16 protein-coding genes and 1 pseudogene are annotated in these 16,722 nt (G+C 60.5%); 5 read left to right on the plus strand and 12 right to left on the minus strand.

What is annotated here, in order from left to right; genetic code table 11:
• Positions 1-208: 208 nt before the first annotated feature.
• Entirely contained in the window at positions 209-604 is a 396-nt protein-coding gene (locus C9411_RS03820) for a cupin domain-containing protein (RefSeq protein ID WP_107226451.1), read from the minus strand.
• A gap of 172 nt (positions 605-776) precedes the next feature.
• Here C9411_RS03820 and C9411_RS03825 point away from each other — a divergent pair.
• Positions 777-1,669: pseudogene (locus C9411_RS03825) on the plus strand (LysR family transcriptional regulator).
• Here C9411_RS03825 and C9411_RS03830 read toward each other — a convergent pair.
• Positions 1,666-2,655 carry an aldo/keto reductase gene (locus C9411_RS03830; protein ID WP_063990420.1) on the minus strand — a complete coding sequence of 330 codons (990 nt, stop codon included), beginning with the start codon at positions 2,653-2,655 and terminating at the stop codon, positions 1,666-1,668. The pseudogene C9411_RS03825 and the gene C9411_RS03830 sit on opposite strands and share 4 nt — an antisense overlap.
• 305 nt (positions 2,656-2,960) lie before the next feature.
• Between C9411_RS03830 and pqqU the strand changes: the two genes are divergently transcribed.
• From pqqU to C9411_RS03850, 4 genes are all read left to right on the plus strand, one after another.
• Complete coding sequence (pqqU, locus tag C9411_RS03835) at positions 2,961-5,114, plus strand: TonB-dependent receptor PqqU (RefSeq protein ID WP_199200108.1); 2,154 nt, start codon at positions 2,961-2,963, stop codon at positions 5,112-5,114.
• A 147-nt stretch (positions 5,115-5,261) separates the two neighbouring features.
• Positions 5,262-7,634, plus strand: a complete 2,373-nt coding sequence (locus tag C9411_RS03840; protein ID WP_107226453.1) for a glucose/quinate/shikimate family membrane-bound PQQ-dependent dehydrogenase — start codon at positions 5,262-5,264, stop codon at positions 7,632-7,634.
• A gap of 229 nt (positions 7,635-7,863) precedes the next feature.
• Positions 7,864-8,049, plus strand: coding sequence for a hypothetical protein (locus tag C9411_RS03845; RefSeq protein WP_063990423.1), 186 nt, complete (start codon positions 7,864-7,866; stop codon positions 8,047-8,049).
• On the plus strand, positions 8,046-8,225 hold the full coding sequence (locus tag C9411_RS03850) for a hypothetical protein (protein WP_063990424.1): 180 nt from the start codon (positions 8,046-8,048) through the stop codon (positions 8,223-8,225). Before C9411_RS03845 ends, C9411_RS03850 begins: the two co-directional genes overlap by 4 nt.
• 33 nt (positions 8,226-8,258) lie before the next feature.
• On the opposite strand, the gene C9411_RS03855 is transcribed toward C9411_RS03850, so the two are convergent.
• The 10 genes from C9411_RS03855 to C9411_RS03900 all read right to left on the minus strand — a co-directional run bounded on the left by C9411_RS03855 (position 8,259) and on the right by C9411_RS03900 (position 16,670).
• Positions 8,259-8,867, minus strand: coding sequence for a LuxR C-terminal-related transcriptional regulator (locus C9411_RS03855; protein WP_063990425.1), 609 nt, complete (start codon positions 8,865-8,867; stop codon positions 8,259-8,261).
• A gap of 121 nt (positions 8,868-8,988) precedes the next feature.
• Positions 8,989-9,810, minus strand: a complete 822-nt coding sequence (locus C9411_RS03860; protein WP_233221865.1) for an adhesin — start codon at positions 9,808-9,810, stop codon at positions 8,989-8,991.
• A gap of 73 nt (positions 9,811-9,883) precedes the next feature.
• On the minus strand, positions 9,884-10,420 hold the full coding sequence (locus C9411_RS03865) for a fimbrial protein (protein ID WP_063990447.1): 537 nt from the start codon (positions 10,418-10,420) through the stop codon (positions 9,884-9,886).
• A gap of 20 nt (positions 10,421-10,440) precedes the next feature.
• Positions 10,441-10,932, minus strand: a complete 492-nt coding sequence (locus C9411_RS03870) for a fimbrial protein (RefSeq protein WP_063990427.1) — start codon at positions 10,930-10,932, stop codon at positions 10,441-10,443.
• A 15-nt stretch (positions 10,933-10,947) separates the two neighbouring features.
• Positions 10,948-11,442, minus strand: a complete 495-nt coding sequence (locus tag C9411_RS03875; RefSeq protein ID WP_063990428.1) for a fimbrial protein — start codon at positions 11,440-11,442, stop codon at positions 10,948-10,950.
• 9 nt (positions 11,443-11,451) lie between these two features.
• Complete coding sequence (locus C9411_RS03880) at positions 11,452-12,081, minus strand: fimbrial protein (protein WP_209007969.1); 630 nt, start codon at positions 12,079-12,081, stop codon at positions 11,452-11,454.
• Positions 12,082-12,129: 48 nt separating this feature from the next.
• Complete coding sequence (locus C9411_RS03885; RefSeq protein ID WP_033635126.1) at positions 12,130-12,888, minus strand: fimbria/pilus periplasmic chaperone; 759 nt, start codon at positions 12,886-12,888, stop codon at positions 12,130-12,132.
• Between the two features lie 33 nt (positions 12,889-12,921).
• Positions 12,922-15,447, minus strand: coding sequence for an outer membrane usher protein (locus C9411_RS03890; protein WP_063990429.1), 2,526 nt, complete (start codon positions 15,445-15,447; stop codon positions 12,922-12,924).
• A 61-nt stretch (positions 15,448-15,508) separates the two neighbouring features.
• Positions 15,509-16,054, minus strand: coding sequence for a fimbrial protein (locus tag C9411_RS03895; RefSeq protein ID WP_107226592.1), 546 nt, complete (start codon positions 16,052-16,054; stop codon positions 15,509-15,511).
• 91 nt (positions 16,055-16,145) lie between these two features.
• Complete coding sequence (locus C9411_RS03900; protein WP_033635129.1) at positions 16,146-16,670, minus strand: fimbrial protein; 525 nt, start codon at positions 16,668-16,670, stop codon at positions 16,146-16,148.
• Positions 16,671-16,722 lie beyond the last annotated feature (52 nt).

The raw sequence follows: 16,722 nt of genomic DNA on the forward strand, positions 1-16,722 counted from the left end.
GTTTCTGAATGGAGCAAGATTTTGGGTGAGGGTCACTCAATTCTGCCCCTCACCAGGTTAAGTCGCCGGGAAGATTCAGATCTCAAACTGGTTTATGCTGAACAGGCGACAACGAGCGATCCCAACACTTTTCGCTGCGATTATCTGATCCCGATCATCAGGCTGGGGTAAATCATCGCCGCAACATCGATTGAGTCTCGCCATCGGGCTATTGCAGGTACTCCGCCTCGCTGACCGGTTCCAGCCAGGTCACCGGGCTGCCGTCCACCACTTCGGCGATGGCGATATGGGTCATGGCGGTGTCCGGCGTTGCACCGTGCCAATGTTTGACGTCAGCCGGGATCCAGACGATATCGCCGGGATACATTTCCTGCGTGGTCTCGCCCCACATCTGGATCCAACCGCGACCCTGGGTGACGATCAGCGTCTGGCCGAGCGGATGCGTATGCCAGGCCGTGCGGGCGCCGGGTTCGAAGGTGACAGTCGCGCCGCCCACCCTGGCCGGCGCGTCACCGGCGAACGGCGCGTCGATGCGTACCTGCCCGGTAAAGTAATCCACCGAACTGCGCTGTGAGGGGATAGAACCGCTGCGTTGTATTTTCATCTGTCGTGTCCTCCACGTCGGCTTTCCAACCTACGCTGATAGTTATGAGTCAGTGATGCCAAGATAGCGCCATGCTTTTCCGGCGACTAGCGGGTAAAATGTGCAAGGAGCTATGAGTTAAATTCATAAATCTACGCGCGACAGTGCGCTCACCTTCCTCTTCGATACCGGTATGTTGAAAGAAAACTTTAACGATCTGATCGCTTTCCTGATGGTGGCCAGGGAGCGCAGCTTCACCAAAGCGGCAGCGCAGCTTGGGGTTTCCCAATCGGCGCTCAGCCACGCCATTCGCGGGCTGGAAGAGCGCCTGGCGCTGCGCTTGCTCACGCGCACCACCCGCAGCGTCGCCCCCACCGAGGCCGGCGAACGGCTGCTCAACAGCATCGGTCCACGCTTTGCGGAGATAGAAAACGAGCTGAACGCGCTGGGTGAAATGCGCGATCGGCCCGCCGGCAACATCCGCATCACCGCCGGCGAACACGCGGTGGATGCGGTGCTGTGGCCGGTGCTGCGCACTTTTCTCGTCGATTACCCGGATATCAACGTGGAAATCACCGTCGATAACAGCCTGACCGACATCGTCGCCGGGCGTTTCGACGCCGGCATCCGGCTGGGAGAACAGGTGGCGAAGGACATGGTCGCGGTGCGCATCGGGCCGGACATGCGCATGGTACCCGTCGCCTCGCCCGCCTATTTCGCCCGTTACGGCCTCCCCGCCACGCCGCAAGCGCTGCAAAACCATCGCTGCATCAACATGCGTTTACCTACCCTCGGCGGGCTGTACGCCTGGGAATTTGCCCACGATGGCCGAGAGATCAAAGTGCGGGTGGAGGGGCAACTGACCTTCAACAGCCTGCGCCAGCGGATCGACGCCGCGCAGCTCGGCCTCGGCATCGCCTTTGTGCCGGAAGACACCGTCGCCGAGCCGCTGGCCGACGGGCGGTTGCAGATGGCGCTGAACGACTGGTGCCCGCCGTTTCCCGGCTATTACCTTATTATCCGAGCCGCAGGCAGCACACTACCGCCTTTGCCCTGCTGATTGAGGCGCTGCGGCGCGGGGCTTAACGCCCGACGTTTTTCTGCAGATGCGCCGGGTAACGATCGCCGATCACATCAATCGCGGAGAGCGCGCGCTCAATCTCGCCCAGTTCGTCCGCCGCCAACACCACCGACGCCGCCGCGAGGTTTTCTTCCAGCCGATGGCGCTTGGTGGTTCCCGGGATCGGCACGATCCACGGCTGCTGCGCCAACAGCCAGGCCAGGGCGATCTGCGCCGGCGTCACGCCCTTGCGCTGCGCTATCTGCCCCAGCACGCTCACCAGCGTCTGATTGGCCCGGCGCGCTTCGGCACTGAAGCGCGGCACCACGTTGCGAAAATCGCCGTTGTCAAAGGTAGTGTCTTCGGTGATGGCGCCGGTGAGAAAGCCCTTGCCGAGCGGGCTGAACGGCACCAGACCGATGCCCAGTTCCACCAGCGTCGGCAAGATTTCACGCTCCGGTTCACGCCACCATAGCGAATATTCGCTTTGCAGCGCCGTGACCGGCTGCACCGCGTGGGCACGCCGAATGGTTTGCGCACCCGCTTCCGACAGGCCGAAGTACTTCACTTTCCCTTCGCGAATCAGTTGCTGCACCGTACCGGCCACCTCCTCGATAGGCACATCGGGATCGACGCGGTGCTGATACAGCAAATCGATCGTCTCTACCCGCAGGCGCTTCAGCGAACCTTCCACCGCCCGGCGAATATGCTCCGGGCGGCTGTTCAACACCTGTTGCCCCGCCGGTTGCGACAGGTCGAAACCGAATTTGGTAGCGATGACGACCCGATCGCGCACCGGCGCCAGCGCTTCGCCCAACAATTCCTCGTTCGTGAACGGGCCGTAAATCTCCGCGGTATCGAAGAACGTCACGCCTTCATCGACCGCGGCGCGGATCAGATCGATCGCCTGCCGTTTGTCGGTGGCCGGGCCGTAGCCAAAACTCAGCCCCATGCAGCCCAGGCCCAACGCCGATACTTCCAGTCCTTCACGCCCCAACTTGCGTGTTTGCATCTTCACTCTCCCGCTGATTGATACCGGCCCCGCCTGACGCGGAGCCGCTCCGGTGTGATGACTGTAAAACGCAACTGCCGCCATGACTATGGGGCGAAATACGCTTGGGCTTATGAGCCAGGCTCATGAATCCGTTAACCGTCGCTGGGACCGGAGTTTTTGCGGGAACGTTCCTGCCCGAGATACTCTATACTGATGTCAGGATGCCTTACCCTTTTCGTTTAGCGTCATGTAGATGGAGCGACAGATGGCTAACTCTGAATCGACCTGCGATTCCCTTTCAATACCAGTGGCAGATTTATTCCATGACCAATAAGAAAAGCGCCGTGCTTACCCCGGCTGCAATGCTATTGCTACAGCCTATGTTCGCCAGCCAGGCGCTGGCGGCAGAAAATAATGAAGAAAAAAGCGACACCCTGGTGGTGATGGCGCAACCCACCGGATTGACCGAGCTGGGGTCGCCGGTGTCCGTCAGCGTGATCGACGGCCAGGACCTGCGCAACGCCGCCCCGCAGATTAACCTGTCGGAAAACCTCGGCAGCGTGCCGGGCCTGCAGCTTCAAAACCGGCAAAACTATGCGCAGGATCTGCAGCTGTCGATACGCGGGTTCGGCAGCCGCTCGATGTTCGGCGTGCGCGGGGTGCGCATGTACGTCGACGGCATTCCCGCCACCATGCCCGACGGGCAGGGGCAAACCTCCAATATCGACATCAATTCCGTCGAACGCATCGAGGTGCTGCGCGGCCCCTATTCCGCGCTGTACGGCAACGCCTCGGGCGGGGTAATCAATGTTGATACTATTACCGGCACCCAGCCGCCGACGCTGGAGGCCGGCGGCTATTTCGGCAGCGACAACACCTGGCGCTATGGGGTGAAAGCGACCGGCGCCACCGGCGACGGCACCCAGGCCGGCGACGTCAACTACGCCATCTCCGGCACCCGCTTTACCACCCAGGGCTACCGCGATCACAGCGCCGCGCGGAAAAACCTCGGCAACGGCAAGCTCGGCGTGCGGCTCGACGACGTCAGCACCCTGACGCTGATGTTCAACAGCGTCTCGATTGACGCCGGCGATCCGGGCGGCCTGACCAAGGCAGAGTGGAAGGAAAACCCGCGCCAGGCGCCGCGCGCGGATCAATACAACACCCGCAAATCGCTCGACCAGACCCAGGCCGGCCTGCGCTATCAGCGCCAGATGAGCGAGCGCGACGAACTGACCCTGACCGCCTACCACGGCGAGCGCCACACCACGCAGTATCAATCGATCCCGATGGGGCCGCAGCTCAACCCCACCCACGCCGGCGGGGTGATCGTGCTGGAAAGAAAATATCAGGGCATTGACACTCGCTGGAAGCATGAGGATACTCTCGCATCGTTACCGGTAACACTGATCGGCGGTCTGGATTATGAAACCATGACGGAACGCCGCCAGGGGTTCGAAAACTTTATTCTGCGAGACGGCACAGTGGACTACGGCGAGAAAGGCGACCAGCGGCGCAACGAGAAGAACCGCATCTGGAACCTGGATCCTTACCTGCAAACCTCCTGGCAACTGACGCCGCACTGGACGCTGGACGCCGGCCTGCGCTACAGCACGGTCAGCTTCGACTCGACCGACTATTACATCACGCCGCGCAACGGCGACGACAGCGGCAGCAAACGCTACCACCAGTGGCTGCCGATGGGCTCGCTCAACTACAAGATCAATCCGGCGTGGAACGTCTATCTCTCCGCCGGCCGCGGCTTTGAAACCCCGACCATCAACGAACTCTCCTACCGCCCCGACGGCCAGACGGGCCTCAATATCGGCCTGCAGCCGTCCACCAGCGACACCGTTGAACTCGGTAGCAAGCTGCGCCTCGGCAACGGGTTGGTGAGCGCCGCCCTGTTCCAGACCGATACCGACAACGAGTTGGTGGTGGCGGAAAGCAGCGGCGGACGCACCAGCTACGCCAATGCCGGCAAAACCCGGCGGCGCGGCCTGGAGCTGGCGCTGGATCAGGAGTTTGCGCTGGACTGGCGCCTGCATATGGCCTGGACGCTGCTGGACGCCACCTACCGCAGCGATATGTGCGGCAAAGCCGCTTGTACCCCGGCCCAGACCATTCCCGCCGGCAATCGCCTGCCGGGCATCGCACGCAACATGGGCTACGCCTCGCTGGCGTTTGCGCCGCCGGAAGGCTGGCACGCCGGCGCGGAGCTGCGCTACATGAGCGACATTCAGGCCAACGACGCCAACAGCGCGCAGGCCCCCTCTTACACCGTGGCCGGCGTAAACGCCGGCTATCGCTTTACCTGGAATCGCTGGGCGCTGGACGTGTTCAGCCGGGTGGACAATATTTTCGATCGCCGTTACGTCGGTTCGGTGATCGTCAATGAAGGCAACGGCCGCTATTTCGAGCCGGCGCCGGGTCGCAACTGGGGTGGCGGCGCCACCTTGTCTTACCGCTTTGAATAAGGCAAAGCACCTTAAGGTTAAAAGACGGGATGGGTTTTACGTCACCCTAGCGGCTTCCCGCTGAAATATTAGGGAGAAACCGCGTGTTTTTTCCGATTTGGCTTAATCTCTAAATCGGGGACTTTCATTTTTGGTAAGGGTATTGCTATGCAAAATAAAGCGTCACTATCGCCGCTTATCGTCATAACGGCGCTGTTTGCCGCCCTGAGCGGGCTTTATCTGCTCGGCGGCGGCATTTGGCTGGCCAAATTGGGCGGTTCGCTGTATTACATCATCGCCGGGCTGGTGCTGCTGGCGACCTCTTGGCTGCTGTTCCGCCGCCGCGCCACCGCGCTGCTGCTGTACGCGGTGTTCCTGCTGGGCACCACCGTTTGGGCCCTGTGGGAAGTCGGCCCGGACTTCTGGGCGTTGACGCCGCGCCTGGACGTCACCTTCTTCTTCGGCCTGTGGCTGGTGCTGCCGTTTATCTACCGTAAGCTGGTCGCCAACGGCAAGTTCGCCTATGGTGCGCTGAGCGCGGCGCTGGTCATCACCGTCATCGCGCTGGCCTATGCCGTATTCAACGATCCGCAAGAGATCAACGGCACCCTCGACGCCGCACAGGTACAGCCGAAAGACGCCACCGGCGCCGACTGGCCGGCCTATGGCCGCACCCAGGAAGGCACCCGTTACTCGCCGCTGAGCCAGATCAACGACAAAAACGTTGGCCAGCTGCAAGAGGTTTGGCGTTTCCAGACCGGCGATCTGAAGACCGCCAACGATCCGGGTGAGATCACCAACGAAGTCACGCCGATCAAGATCCGCGATACCCTTTACATGTGTACGCCACACCAGAAGCTGTTTGCGCTGGATGCTGCCACCGGTAAAGAAAAATGGAAGTTTGATCCGCAGCTGAAGTACAACCCGACCTTCCAGCACATCACCTGCCGCGGCGTGTCTTACCACGAAACCGCTGCCGCCGCAGAGGCTGCCGGCAACGCCGCGCCGGCGATGTGCGCACGCCGCATCATTCTGCCGGTCAACGACGGCCGCCTGTTCGCGCTGGACGCCGAAACCGGTAAACCGTGCCCGGACTTCGCCAACAACGGCGAGCTGAACCTGCAGAGCAACATGCCGTATGCGACGCCGGGCCACTACGAACCGACTTCACCGCCGGTGATCACCGATAACGTGATCGTCGTCGCCGGTGCCGTGACCGACAACTACTCCAATCGTGAGCCTTCCGGCGTGATCCGCGGCTTCGACGTCAACAGCGGCAAGCTGCTGTGGGCCTTCGATCCGGGTGCGAAAGATCCGAACGCCATCCCGGCGGACGAGCATCACTTCGTGCCGAACTCGCCGAACTCCTGGGCGCCGGCCGCCTATGACGCCAAGCTGGATATCGTCTATCTGCCGATGGGCGTCGCCACGCCGGACATCTGGGGCGGCAACCGCACCCCGGAAATGGAGCGCTACGCCAGCGGCCTGCTGGCGCTGAACGCCTCCACCGGCAAACTGGTCTGGTTCTATCAGACGGTCCACCACGACCTGTGGGATATGGACGTGCCTGCGCAGCCGACCCTGGCGGACATTACCGACAAGAGCGGTAAAAAAGTGCCGGTCATCTACGTGCCGACTAAAACCGGCAACATCTTCGTGCTGAACCGCACCAACGGCGAACTGGTGGTGCCGGCGCCGGAGAAACCGGTACCGCAGGGCCCGGCCAAAGGCGATCGCCTGTCGCCGACCCAGCCGTTCTCCGAGCTGACCTTCCGTCCTGAGAAGAAACTGACCGGTGCGGACATGTGGGGGGCGACCATCTATGACCAGCTGGTCTGCCGCGTGATGTTCCACAGCCTGCGCTACGAAGGCACCTTCACCCCGCCATCCGAGCAGGGCACGCTGGTGTTCCCGGGTAACCTGGGCATGTTCGAGTGGGGCGGCCTGGCCGTCGATACCGATCGCGAAATCGCCATCGCCAACCCGATCGCGCTGCCGTTCGTGTCCAAACTGATCCCGCGCGGTCCAGGCAACCCGATTGAGCCGCCGGAAGGCGACAAAGGCGGCAGCGGCACCGAATCCGGTGTACAGCCGCAATATGGCGTACCGTTCGGCGTTACCCTGAACCCGTTCTTGTCACCGTTCGGCCTGCCGTGCAAACAGCCGGCCTGGGGTTACATTTCCGCCGTGGATCTGAAAACCAACGACATCGTGTGGAAAAAACGCATCGGCACCGTGCGCGACAGCTCACCGCTGCCGTTGCCGTTCAAAATGGGCATGCCGATGCTGGGCGGCCCGGTGACCACCGCCGGTAACGTGTTCTTCATCGGCGCCACCGCTGACAACTATCTGCGCGCCTTCAGCGTGACCAACGGTGAAAAACTGTGGGAAGCGCGCTTGCCGGCCGGCGGCCAGGCGACGCCGATGACCTATGAGGCCAACGGCAAGCAGTACGTGCTGATCTACGCTGGCGGCCACGGTTCCTTCGGCACCAAGCTGGGCGACTACGTGGTCGCTTACGCGCTGCCCGATCAGAAGTAACCACCGCCGTTAGTACCCCGCAAAGCACGCCGCAAGGCGTGCTTTTTCTTTTTACGCCCCGCCTAATGCGCCGCCCGCAATACCCTTAATTTTTTCATTTTCATTATTGATAATAATTATCATTCGCAATATTATAAGTGCGTGGCCCCGGCAGTGGCCCGCAATCCTTCTCCACCTTAATGGGCAATACGGCAGTCGGCCGCCTGCGGGCGGCCCTATTCGGAGGCGCATGGTCGACCACACGCAAAGACACCAAAAGAAGATCCTGCAAGCGGCGGTGAAGACGCGGCGCGCCGGCCTGCCGTTCGAGCCGCCTGCCCTCGTCAATTCGCCCTTTGTCGGGCTTCCCCTTCAAACAGAGGCCGTGCTGGTACACCTGATCGGCCAAGATGACTCACAGGAGCCACCGGAATGAATGTGCAGCCTTTTACCGCCATGCTGATGTTCGCCTACGTGCTGCTGATGGTGCCGCTGCTCTACGTCATCGACAGCCGGCTGAGCGCCAGCAGGTTGGTGCGCAAAGCCACGCAAAACGTCATCATCATCGCGTTGACGCTGTTGTTTTTCAGCGCGATGACCCTCCTGTATTGACGCCGCAGCGGCTCAGGCGCCTGAGCCGCGCCCTCACGGCCGCTCTACGGTTTTCAACCCGCCCATTCGCAGCCAGTGGTAGAGATCCACGTTGCGTTTGAAACCCAGTTTTCTCATCGCCGCCTGTTTGTGATTGCTGACGGTTTTCACGCTCAGGTGCAGGTTGCGCGCGATGGTGGTCTGCGGCAATTCACAGGCCAGATAGCGCATCACGTCCTGCTCACGACGGGTAATGCGCTGCCGTTCACACCAATGACACCGGCGCGCTTCACCGCCGTACGCTCGCGCCGCCATCCCCGCCAGTGCGAGGTCCAGCTGTCCGACTACGCTGCCAGGTGAGTCATTGCGGAAGATCACCCCCGCTTCGCTGATGCATCGCGGCTTATCGCGCCAGCGAGTATCGCCCGGCTCACGCAGCGCAAAGTTGATCGGTCGGCTGCCGCTCACTGAACACAGGCAGAAACGCGCCTGCCAGTCTCGCTCCACGGACTGGAACACCATATCCGCCCGGTGCGCCTGTGCGGCGTCCAGCAGTTGAACCCGCATACCTCGGCGCGAAAAATACGCCAGCAGCAGCCGCTGCAATCCTTCGATAAAGAAACGGTCATTATCGATAAACGCCAGAGTGATGGTGCTTTCCATCGGCACACTCCCTTTGAAATAATCCTTCCCGGCCGCCGCCGAGCGTGAGTCATCCCCCCGATGGCGGGCGACTCAACGGCATAACGCGGTATCGCGACGGCGCGCGGCGCGGGTAATGCGGCTACGGCAGCGCCAGAATGGCGACCGATTGGCCCGAGTAATCACCCGCTTTGACCGTTCCGGTCACGCCGAGCGTTGAAGTGACCGGCAACGTGATGCCGCTCGTGTCGGCAGTGAACGGATACCCCTGATTGCCCAACACGCCATTGATGCGCAGCGTGCTGTAGACGCCCGAGTTGTTGCCCAGATCCAAACGGCCGTTGCTACCGGTGCGGATATACATGACGATATTCATCTTCTGCGAACACACCACCCGCAGACTGCCGCGCGCGGTATTGCCCGCCAGTTCAGTGTCCTGCAGCACCCCATGGTTCAAATCGAGCTGCTGCTCATCAATGCCGCACACCCCGACCGGCGGCGGCGCGATGCCGCAGACGCTGCTGGGCATCAGGCGCGCATTGCTTCCCGTTACCGCGGAACCGGAGCGCGTGTTGTAAAACAACCCGACGCACTCCTGAGTGATCGACTCCCCCACGTGCGAAGTGCTCCCCTGTATCGGCAACGGATAGATGCTTTGATAAAAACGGCTGAGCTCGCCCATCGTCGCCAATTGAGTAATTTGCGGATAACGCGTCGAGCCGACAACGTAGGCAGACGGTGACACCGAAGATGTGCCCCCGGTGTTGGTGCTGGTATGCCGGTGGTTAATGCCGATGGCGCAATTTGCCTGCTGATAGCAGGGATTGGGCGACAGGTCGTCCATATCCCAGCTTTCAAGCACGAACTTATAGCTAGCGTTGGAGGGAGAGCCGGTGCTTTGGGTGACGTACGAATAGATTTGTGCCGAGCACAGCCCCGGCACCAGGCCAAGCAGTAGAGACATCCATCTGAAGTGAGCACGCTGCATCGCGTCAGGTCCTTATTCTGTTTTGCCAAATACCGGGCCGGCCCGGCGTTTATTGATAGTCCAGGTTGAAAGTCGCAATGGCGTTGAACGCGCCCCGACCAATGGTCTTCTTCGCCAGCGCCTCCGGTTCGCCCCGCACGTAAGCCTGCACAGCGATTACCGTACTGCCGTTCTGCAACGGGTACTTGCCGCCGGCGCTGTTGAGCGGCAATGGCTGCCCTTGCGCGGTTTCCATACCGATGGCGATCCCGCTGGCCTCGCTGCTCGCCGCCAGCGCCAACAGCCCCGGCAACTGCGGGTTTTCCTCGCCCTTGAAGGTGATCGACACCGTTTTTCCCAGGCTCAGATCGCATTCGGACAGCCGCAGCGCGAACGGTTGGCTCAACGTGCGCTGGTTCAAGTACAGGTATTTGTCGACCACGGTGCCGAAATCCAGTTGGATATCTTCGTCGCCCGGCTGAATGACACAGGGCTCCGCCACCAGCGCGCCGTGCATATACAGATTGTCCGCCGCACGCGCCATGCCGCTCGCGCCCAGTGAAAACAGCAACAGCCCCGCCGTCGCCCAGCAGCGTCTTGGCGTCATTTTCATACGTGTTCCCTCCTTCACTGGTAGTCAGCCTGCAGGGTCGCAGTGGCGTCGAACGCCCCTTCCGTCAAGGTTTCCCCCGCCTTGCTGACCGGCACCGCTTCCAGCACCGGCGGCTTGAGCGGATCGATGGGCAGCGAACTGCCCACTTTGAATGGCGCGGCATTTTGGTAAATGCGAATGCCCAGATAACGGTGGTTGGTTTGCACCGCCGCCTCATCGAAAGACGTCGCCGTGCCGTTCAGGCTCAACATCATGTCCCACTTGCCGATCCCCGGCTCGCAGGTAATGCGATAGCCGATGGTTTGCCGGTAATTCACGCCGTCGACCTTATTGATACCGACGCGATCGCCGAAATCCACATCGATCACGCCATCATCGTTGATGGTGCAGGGCGGCGGCTCAATCAGCGTGCCGCGGAACTGCATATCGACCGTTTTATCCGCCCATGCGAAGTGGCACACCACGCCGGCGCACAGCAGCACGCTCGCCGTTAAACGCTGTTTCATGCTCTCGCTCCTGCGTTACTGATAGTCCACTTTCATCGTCGCGCCGGCGGTGAATTCGCCCGCCGTCAGTTTGGCAGCGGCCGATTTCACCGGCACCGCCTCAAGCGTCGGCGTGACGGGATAGGTAAAATTCAACCACTGATTGATCGGCCAGCGGCCTCCCCCGTGAAGCAGCGCGATACCCAGTCCGTCCTGGCTGGTGCGCAACAATTGACCGTCGAAACCGGCAGCCGCCCCCTGAACCTGCAATTTGAGAGCGTTGCTGCTCTGCCCGTTGCACGTCAGCGTATAGTTCACCGGCCGCCGATAGTTGTTGCCGTCGATCCGGGTGGTCATCACTTCATCGCCGAAATTCACCTCGATTGGCTGCCCACCGTTGATGATGCAGGGGGGCGAAAGCACGGTGACCCGGACGTTTACCAGGGTGTTCGCCTTAGCCGACAGTTGAATCAGCGCCAACAGCCCCACCAGCCAGATCGCCGTTCGGCTTCGTTTCATCTTCTGCGCCATCTCGCCGCCTCAGTCATAACTCAGCCTAAAATCCACCGCCGCCCGATAAGCGCCGGCCATCAACGGTGCCGCGGTTCGCTCCGGCGCGACGGTGTAGCTCAAGGTATTCTGCCCCGGCGTCAGCATCAGCGGCTCACCGCGGCTGCCCAGGCGAACGTCGCGGCCGCGGCCGTCCAGCAGGCGCAGCCCCAGACCAGAAACGCCCTGCGCTTTCACCAACTGTGGATTGTCCATATCCGTCGGCGCGCCGAAGCTGACCGTCACCGCCGGCTGGTTCGGCGCCCAGGTCAGCGCGCCGGTGCGCGCATCGCGCTGGCTGGTCGAGGCGCGCAGACAATCCTGCAAGCGCAGCTCGAACGCCACCGGCAGCCCGCGATCGCCGGCCTGCCGCAAGCGTGCGGTGCCGGTTTCCCCCAGCCAAATATCCTGCCGCGCGCTGGTCATCTCCAACCGACAGGCACTCTCCGTCAGCGCGCCGCGCACCTGCAACACGCCGTTGGCGCCTTCCACCTGCCAGTTGTCGGCCGCGACGGCTTTCGGCAATAGCAGCGGCAACATCAGCGCCAGGCCGCCCATCGCGGCGTAATAGCGCCATTCGCAGCGCTGCGGCAGGCTGTCCTTTTTCAGTTTTCGTTTCATCCTTTGCACCTGAGTCACTCTCCCGTCGATAACGGCCTGAACAGAGGGTTATGAAGCCGGTTTCTTTTCCGGCACCACTTTGCAACTGCCGCCGCTGCAGCTGAAACTGAGCTGCGGCCGGCCGCCGTAGTCGTTGATATAGGTCAGCACCGGGCTGCCGCCCAGGGCCGCCGCGCTCACGGTCAGCCGCGCATTGCTCTTGGGCGCGATCATGAAGGGCTCGAAACCCTGCGCGCCTTCGCCGTGCTTTTTGCTCCCGGCATCGACAATGGTGATGTAATAAGGGGTCGGGTTATTGACCTGATAGCCGTCTCCCTGGCGCGTCAGTGTCAGTTGCTCTTGCCACGGCGTCGCCATGTCGGCGCGGCTCGGCACAATCGCCGTCGGCCGGTAAAACAGCTTGATACGCGTTTGCAGCGCGATCTGCAGCGTGTTCGGTTTGTCGCTCTTAGGCGGGATCTCGCGCAAATTGAAGTAGTACAGACTCTCGCGATCCTGTGGCAGCTGCTTGGCCGCCGGCAGCGCCTGAATCTTTATCTGGCTAGGTTTGCCCGGCTCGATGCGCTGCACCGGCGGCAGCACTACCAGCGGGCTCTGAATCTTGTTGCCCTGCTCGTCCTCCAGCCACCCCTGCGCCAGATACGGCAGCTGTTTGTTCTGGTTGCTGAGGTTCAGGCTGACCGAGCTCTGGCCGCCGTCAAAGATCACCCGGGTGCGATCGAGCGCGATCGCCGCCGATGCCTGCTGCGACATCGCTGTGCTCAACAGGGCGATCGCCGCCGCGGTCTTCAGGGAAATGTTCTGCATGTTGTCGATTACTCCAGATTCAGAATGATGAATTTATTCAGCCGGGGCGAGCGGCCGGCAAGGCAGCAGCAATGTGCGCATCAGCATGTCGGTCGGCAGCGAAGACGGCAGCTGTATTTGGCACTGTGCGGCGCCATTCCAGTGGACCGTCATGGTTTCACCGGCGTTGATGCCGCTCAGGTAGACGCTGCCGCCGTCGTTGACGATGCCGGTTTCCTGTTTGCGGGCGTTCAGCACCGTAGCGCCGAACGGCGGCGTACTGCCGTCCGCCAGTTTGACGATCGCCATTGCCTTCTCACCGGCTATCACATCGAACTTGCGGTAGCCAATCGCCCCTTCGGTCAGGGTGGCCTGCACCACCGATCGGGTGGCCTCGGCGTTGTCTCCCAGCTTGTTCAGATCGATGCTGGCCTTGTTGCGGTAATAGCTATTGACGTCCGCCACCACCGCCTTGCCGAAGCGGTTGGTGCTCACGGTGCTGCCGTAGCCGCGCACCGGTACCCCGGCTACGCCGTTGGTGTCCAGCAACAAGCGCGTACCGCCCATAACGGTAGAGCGATGCAGCGCGCCGCCTTCCTGCGTGACGGTCATCCCTCCCTGCGCGGACAGGCCAACGGCGCTGTAGCGACCGGCCTGATAGCTGGCGTTGGCGCTCAGACGCGCCACGTCGCCCTCGTGGTTGTAGTAGCCGTTCAAATTGGCGCCGCTACGCGCGCTGCCGGCGCTCACCTGATAGTTGTTGTGTTCGTCGACGCGGTTGTAGTACCCCACGCGATGAGTGTTGTCGTTGCGATTCACCGTGGTGTTGTAGCTGAGAGTGGCACCATTGCCCCACGGCATTGACAGCGACAGATACATGCCGTCGTCGTTGGTCTCGTTGTAACGGTTGCGATAAGCCGACAACGACAGGCTTAGGTTTTTGAAGTCGCCGATGTCGAAATAGCGCGACGCCGTCAGGCTGTAACGGTCATTGGCCGGGCGATCCCAATAAGTCTGATGGTTGTAGTTGAGGTAAGTGCTCAACCCCCAGTCGCGGAACTGCTTGTTAAAGGTGATGGTGTACATCTCCTTGTTGTTGCCGACCCGATTACCGTAATAACGCGCGTCGAGGTATTCGCTCATGCTCATGTAGTCTTCTTCCGAGAAACGGTAGCCGGCGAAGGTGACCTGGCTGTCCAACTCATCGAAGGTTTTCGAATAGCTCACCCGGTAAGAACCGCCGCTCAGCGTTTTTTCCTGCTGCGGCAGGCGCGCCCGCGATTGAGTGGCGTCGAACGACAGCGCGCCGAACATCATCAGATCGCGCCCCACGCCCAGCGAAAGGGCGTTATAATCGCCGCCCGCCAACGCGCCGCCATACAACGACCAGCCGTTGCTGATGCCCCATGAGAATTCGCCGGTGCCAAACAGCGGCCCACGAGAGTGGTGTTGCCAGTCGGACGGCTTGCCCGCCGCCAGTTTGAAACGCCACGAGCCCGGGCGGGTCAGATACGGAATGCTGGCGGTGTTCATCTTGAACGCCTGTATGCTGCCGTCTTGTTCTTCCACCCTCACATCCAACTCGCCGGAGATGGCGTCATTGATGTCCTGAATACGGAACGGCCCCGCCGCCACCTGGGTTTCATAGATCACCCGCCCCTGCTGACTGATGGTCACCTTGGCGTTGGTTTTGGCCACGCCGACCACCTCTGGCGCATAGCCGCGCAGGTTGGGCGGCAGCATATTGTCGTCGGAGACCAGACTCGCGCCTGAAAAACGGAAGCTCTCGAAAATGCCCGAATCCAAATAATCTTCACCCAGCGTCAGGCGCGAACGCAGCGCGGGGATGGCGCGATAGGCGTAATAGCGGCTCCAGTCCAACTTCTTATCGGTAGGCTGCCCGACACCGGTTTGATGGTTGAGCTGCCCCTGCCAGTCGGCGCGCAGACGCCAGGCGCCGAGGTTGGCGCCGGCGGTACCGTTGCCGCTGACGCTATACTCGCGAGTGCCCTCCTTTTGCTGATGCCGGCTTTGAGCATTGAGGTTGTAGTCGAACAACAACCCCGGAATACCCTCATCCCAGCGCGACGGCGGATCCCAGTCTTCCGAGCTGTACTCCATGTAAGCCTGCGGCACGCTCAGATAGATCGCAGCCGTCGCAAGATCGCCGCGCGACTCCATGCCCTTAAGGCTGGATTCGTCCAGACACTCACCCTGATGCCACCAGCTGAGCGATCGCATCATCTCTTGCTTCAGCCCCAATTGTTCGACCAACGCTTTGGTGATGCAGGCCCGGCTGCCGTCCGGATCGTTGTCCGGCGGATAAAACGATATTTTTTGCTCCGGTAGTTCGTTTTTATTGATATGAACCACCATGCTGTAACTCCCCGGCATAATGTAGCCGCTGCGGGAAAATTGGCTTAGGTCGATATTTTTCCGATCGTTAACATCCAGAATGTCAGTATTAAATTGAATACCGTCTTCAGCGTAAACACGCGTTGATGAACTTCCCAGCGCCAGCGTGATACATAACCCCAAAACCTGAAATCGAAATAGCTTCCCAGCAGGTGATAACATCATATCCCTAACCTTTATCGTATATTTCCGTCGTTGCGGCCCACCGTAAGCCGTAATAAAAAATTCAGTAATAATCCAGCTTGAAGCGCACCGCAGAAAAATAGCTCCCGGCATGTAGCGGTTGATTATTGGCAACCAGCTTGATGGAATAGTTGAGCGACATGCTTCCTGGTGAAATATCGCCACGCGGCAAAGGCACACCGGGCGCCACGATATTCCCTTGGCCATCGGATATTTGCAGCGCCACACCCTTCGCGTCTCCGCGCACGCCGAATAACTCGCCATCGGCATCGCCGTCAAAAACAACCTGGAATTGCTTCCAGTCAGGCAAATTGGGCTTTGGCCGTTCAAACGTGCAGTTGATTAATTCGATGGTGAATGGGCGCGTATTGCCCTGTCCATCGCGCGCGATATTTCCCAGCGGCAACACATCCATATCGATAGTCTGATCGCGACTGCCGGCGGCAATGGCGCAAGCGGTATCGATAATGGCTCCTTGCATATTCACTCGCCCCCATCCCTGAACCTTGGGAGCAGCCTGAGTGGCCGGAATAACTAGCATGGTCATCAATATGCAAGGAGACACTAAATGGTAAATAAACCGGTTCATTAAATACCCCTGACAAATACCCTTCATCCTGGGAAAATGCATGCGGGGTATCCCGCATGCATAAAAGACGTCACGCCAATGGCGATGAGACTTATTGGTAAGCCAGTTTGAAATCGGCTACGGCGGTAAAATCACCTGGAACCACGGTGGCGGAAGCGCCGTCACCCTGCAGGTAAGCCGCGAAGCGCAGCGTGTTGTTGCCGTCGTTCAACGTCTGAGGAGCCGTTGCGGTGCCCAGTTTGATCGGATTGCTCGCCATGTCGGTAATGGCGATGCTGGCGCCGCTGGCGGTACCGATGATGCCCAGCAGATCTGGGTTCGCGGCGGAAGCCTTGCCGTCAAAAGTGGTGGTGACGGTTTTCAGCGTGGAGGTGTCGCACTGTTCCAGTTTAATATCGAACTGACGCGGCGCTGATTTGCCGCCATTTTTCAGCGCGACATTGGAAATCTGCCCCATTTCCACAGTTTGATCGACCGACTCAGGCGCAATAGAGCAAGGAGCATCAATAATAGAACCGGTAAAAGTCACTTTGCCATGACCCTGATCGGCGGCATTCGCCAGAGAAGACACGCCAAACGCCAGAACAGTTGCCAGCATGATTTTGTTCAGTTTCATAATTCACTTATTCCTTTAATATTGTGTAAAAAGCGCAGGATTGCTCCCGTTC

Origin of the sequence: Serratia sp. Nf2 (genome assembly GCF_003028435.1) — a bacterium.
Classification (GTDB): Bacteria; Pseudomonadota; Gammaproteobacteria; order Enterobacterales; family Enterobacteriaceae; genus Serratia; species Serratia marcescens_L.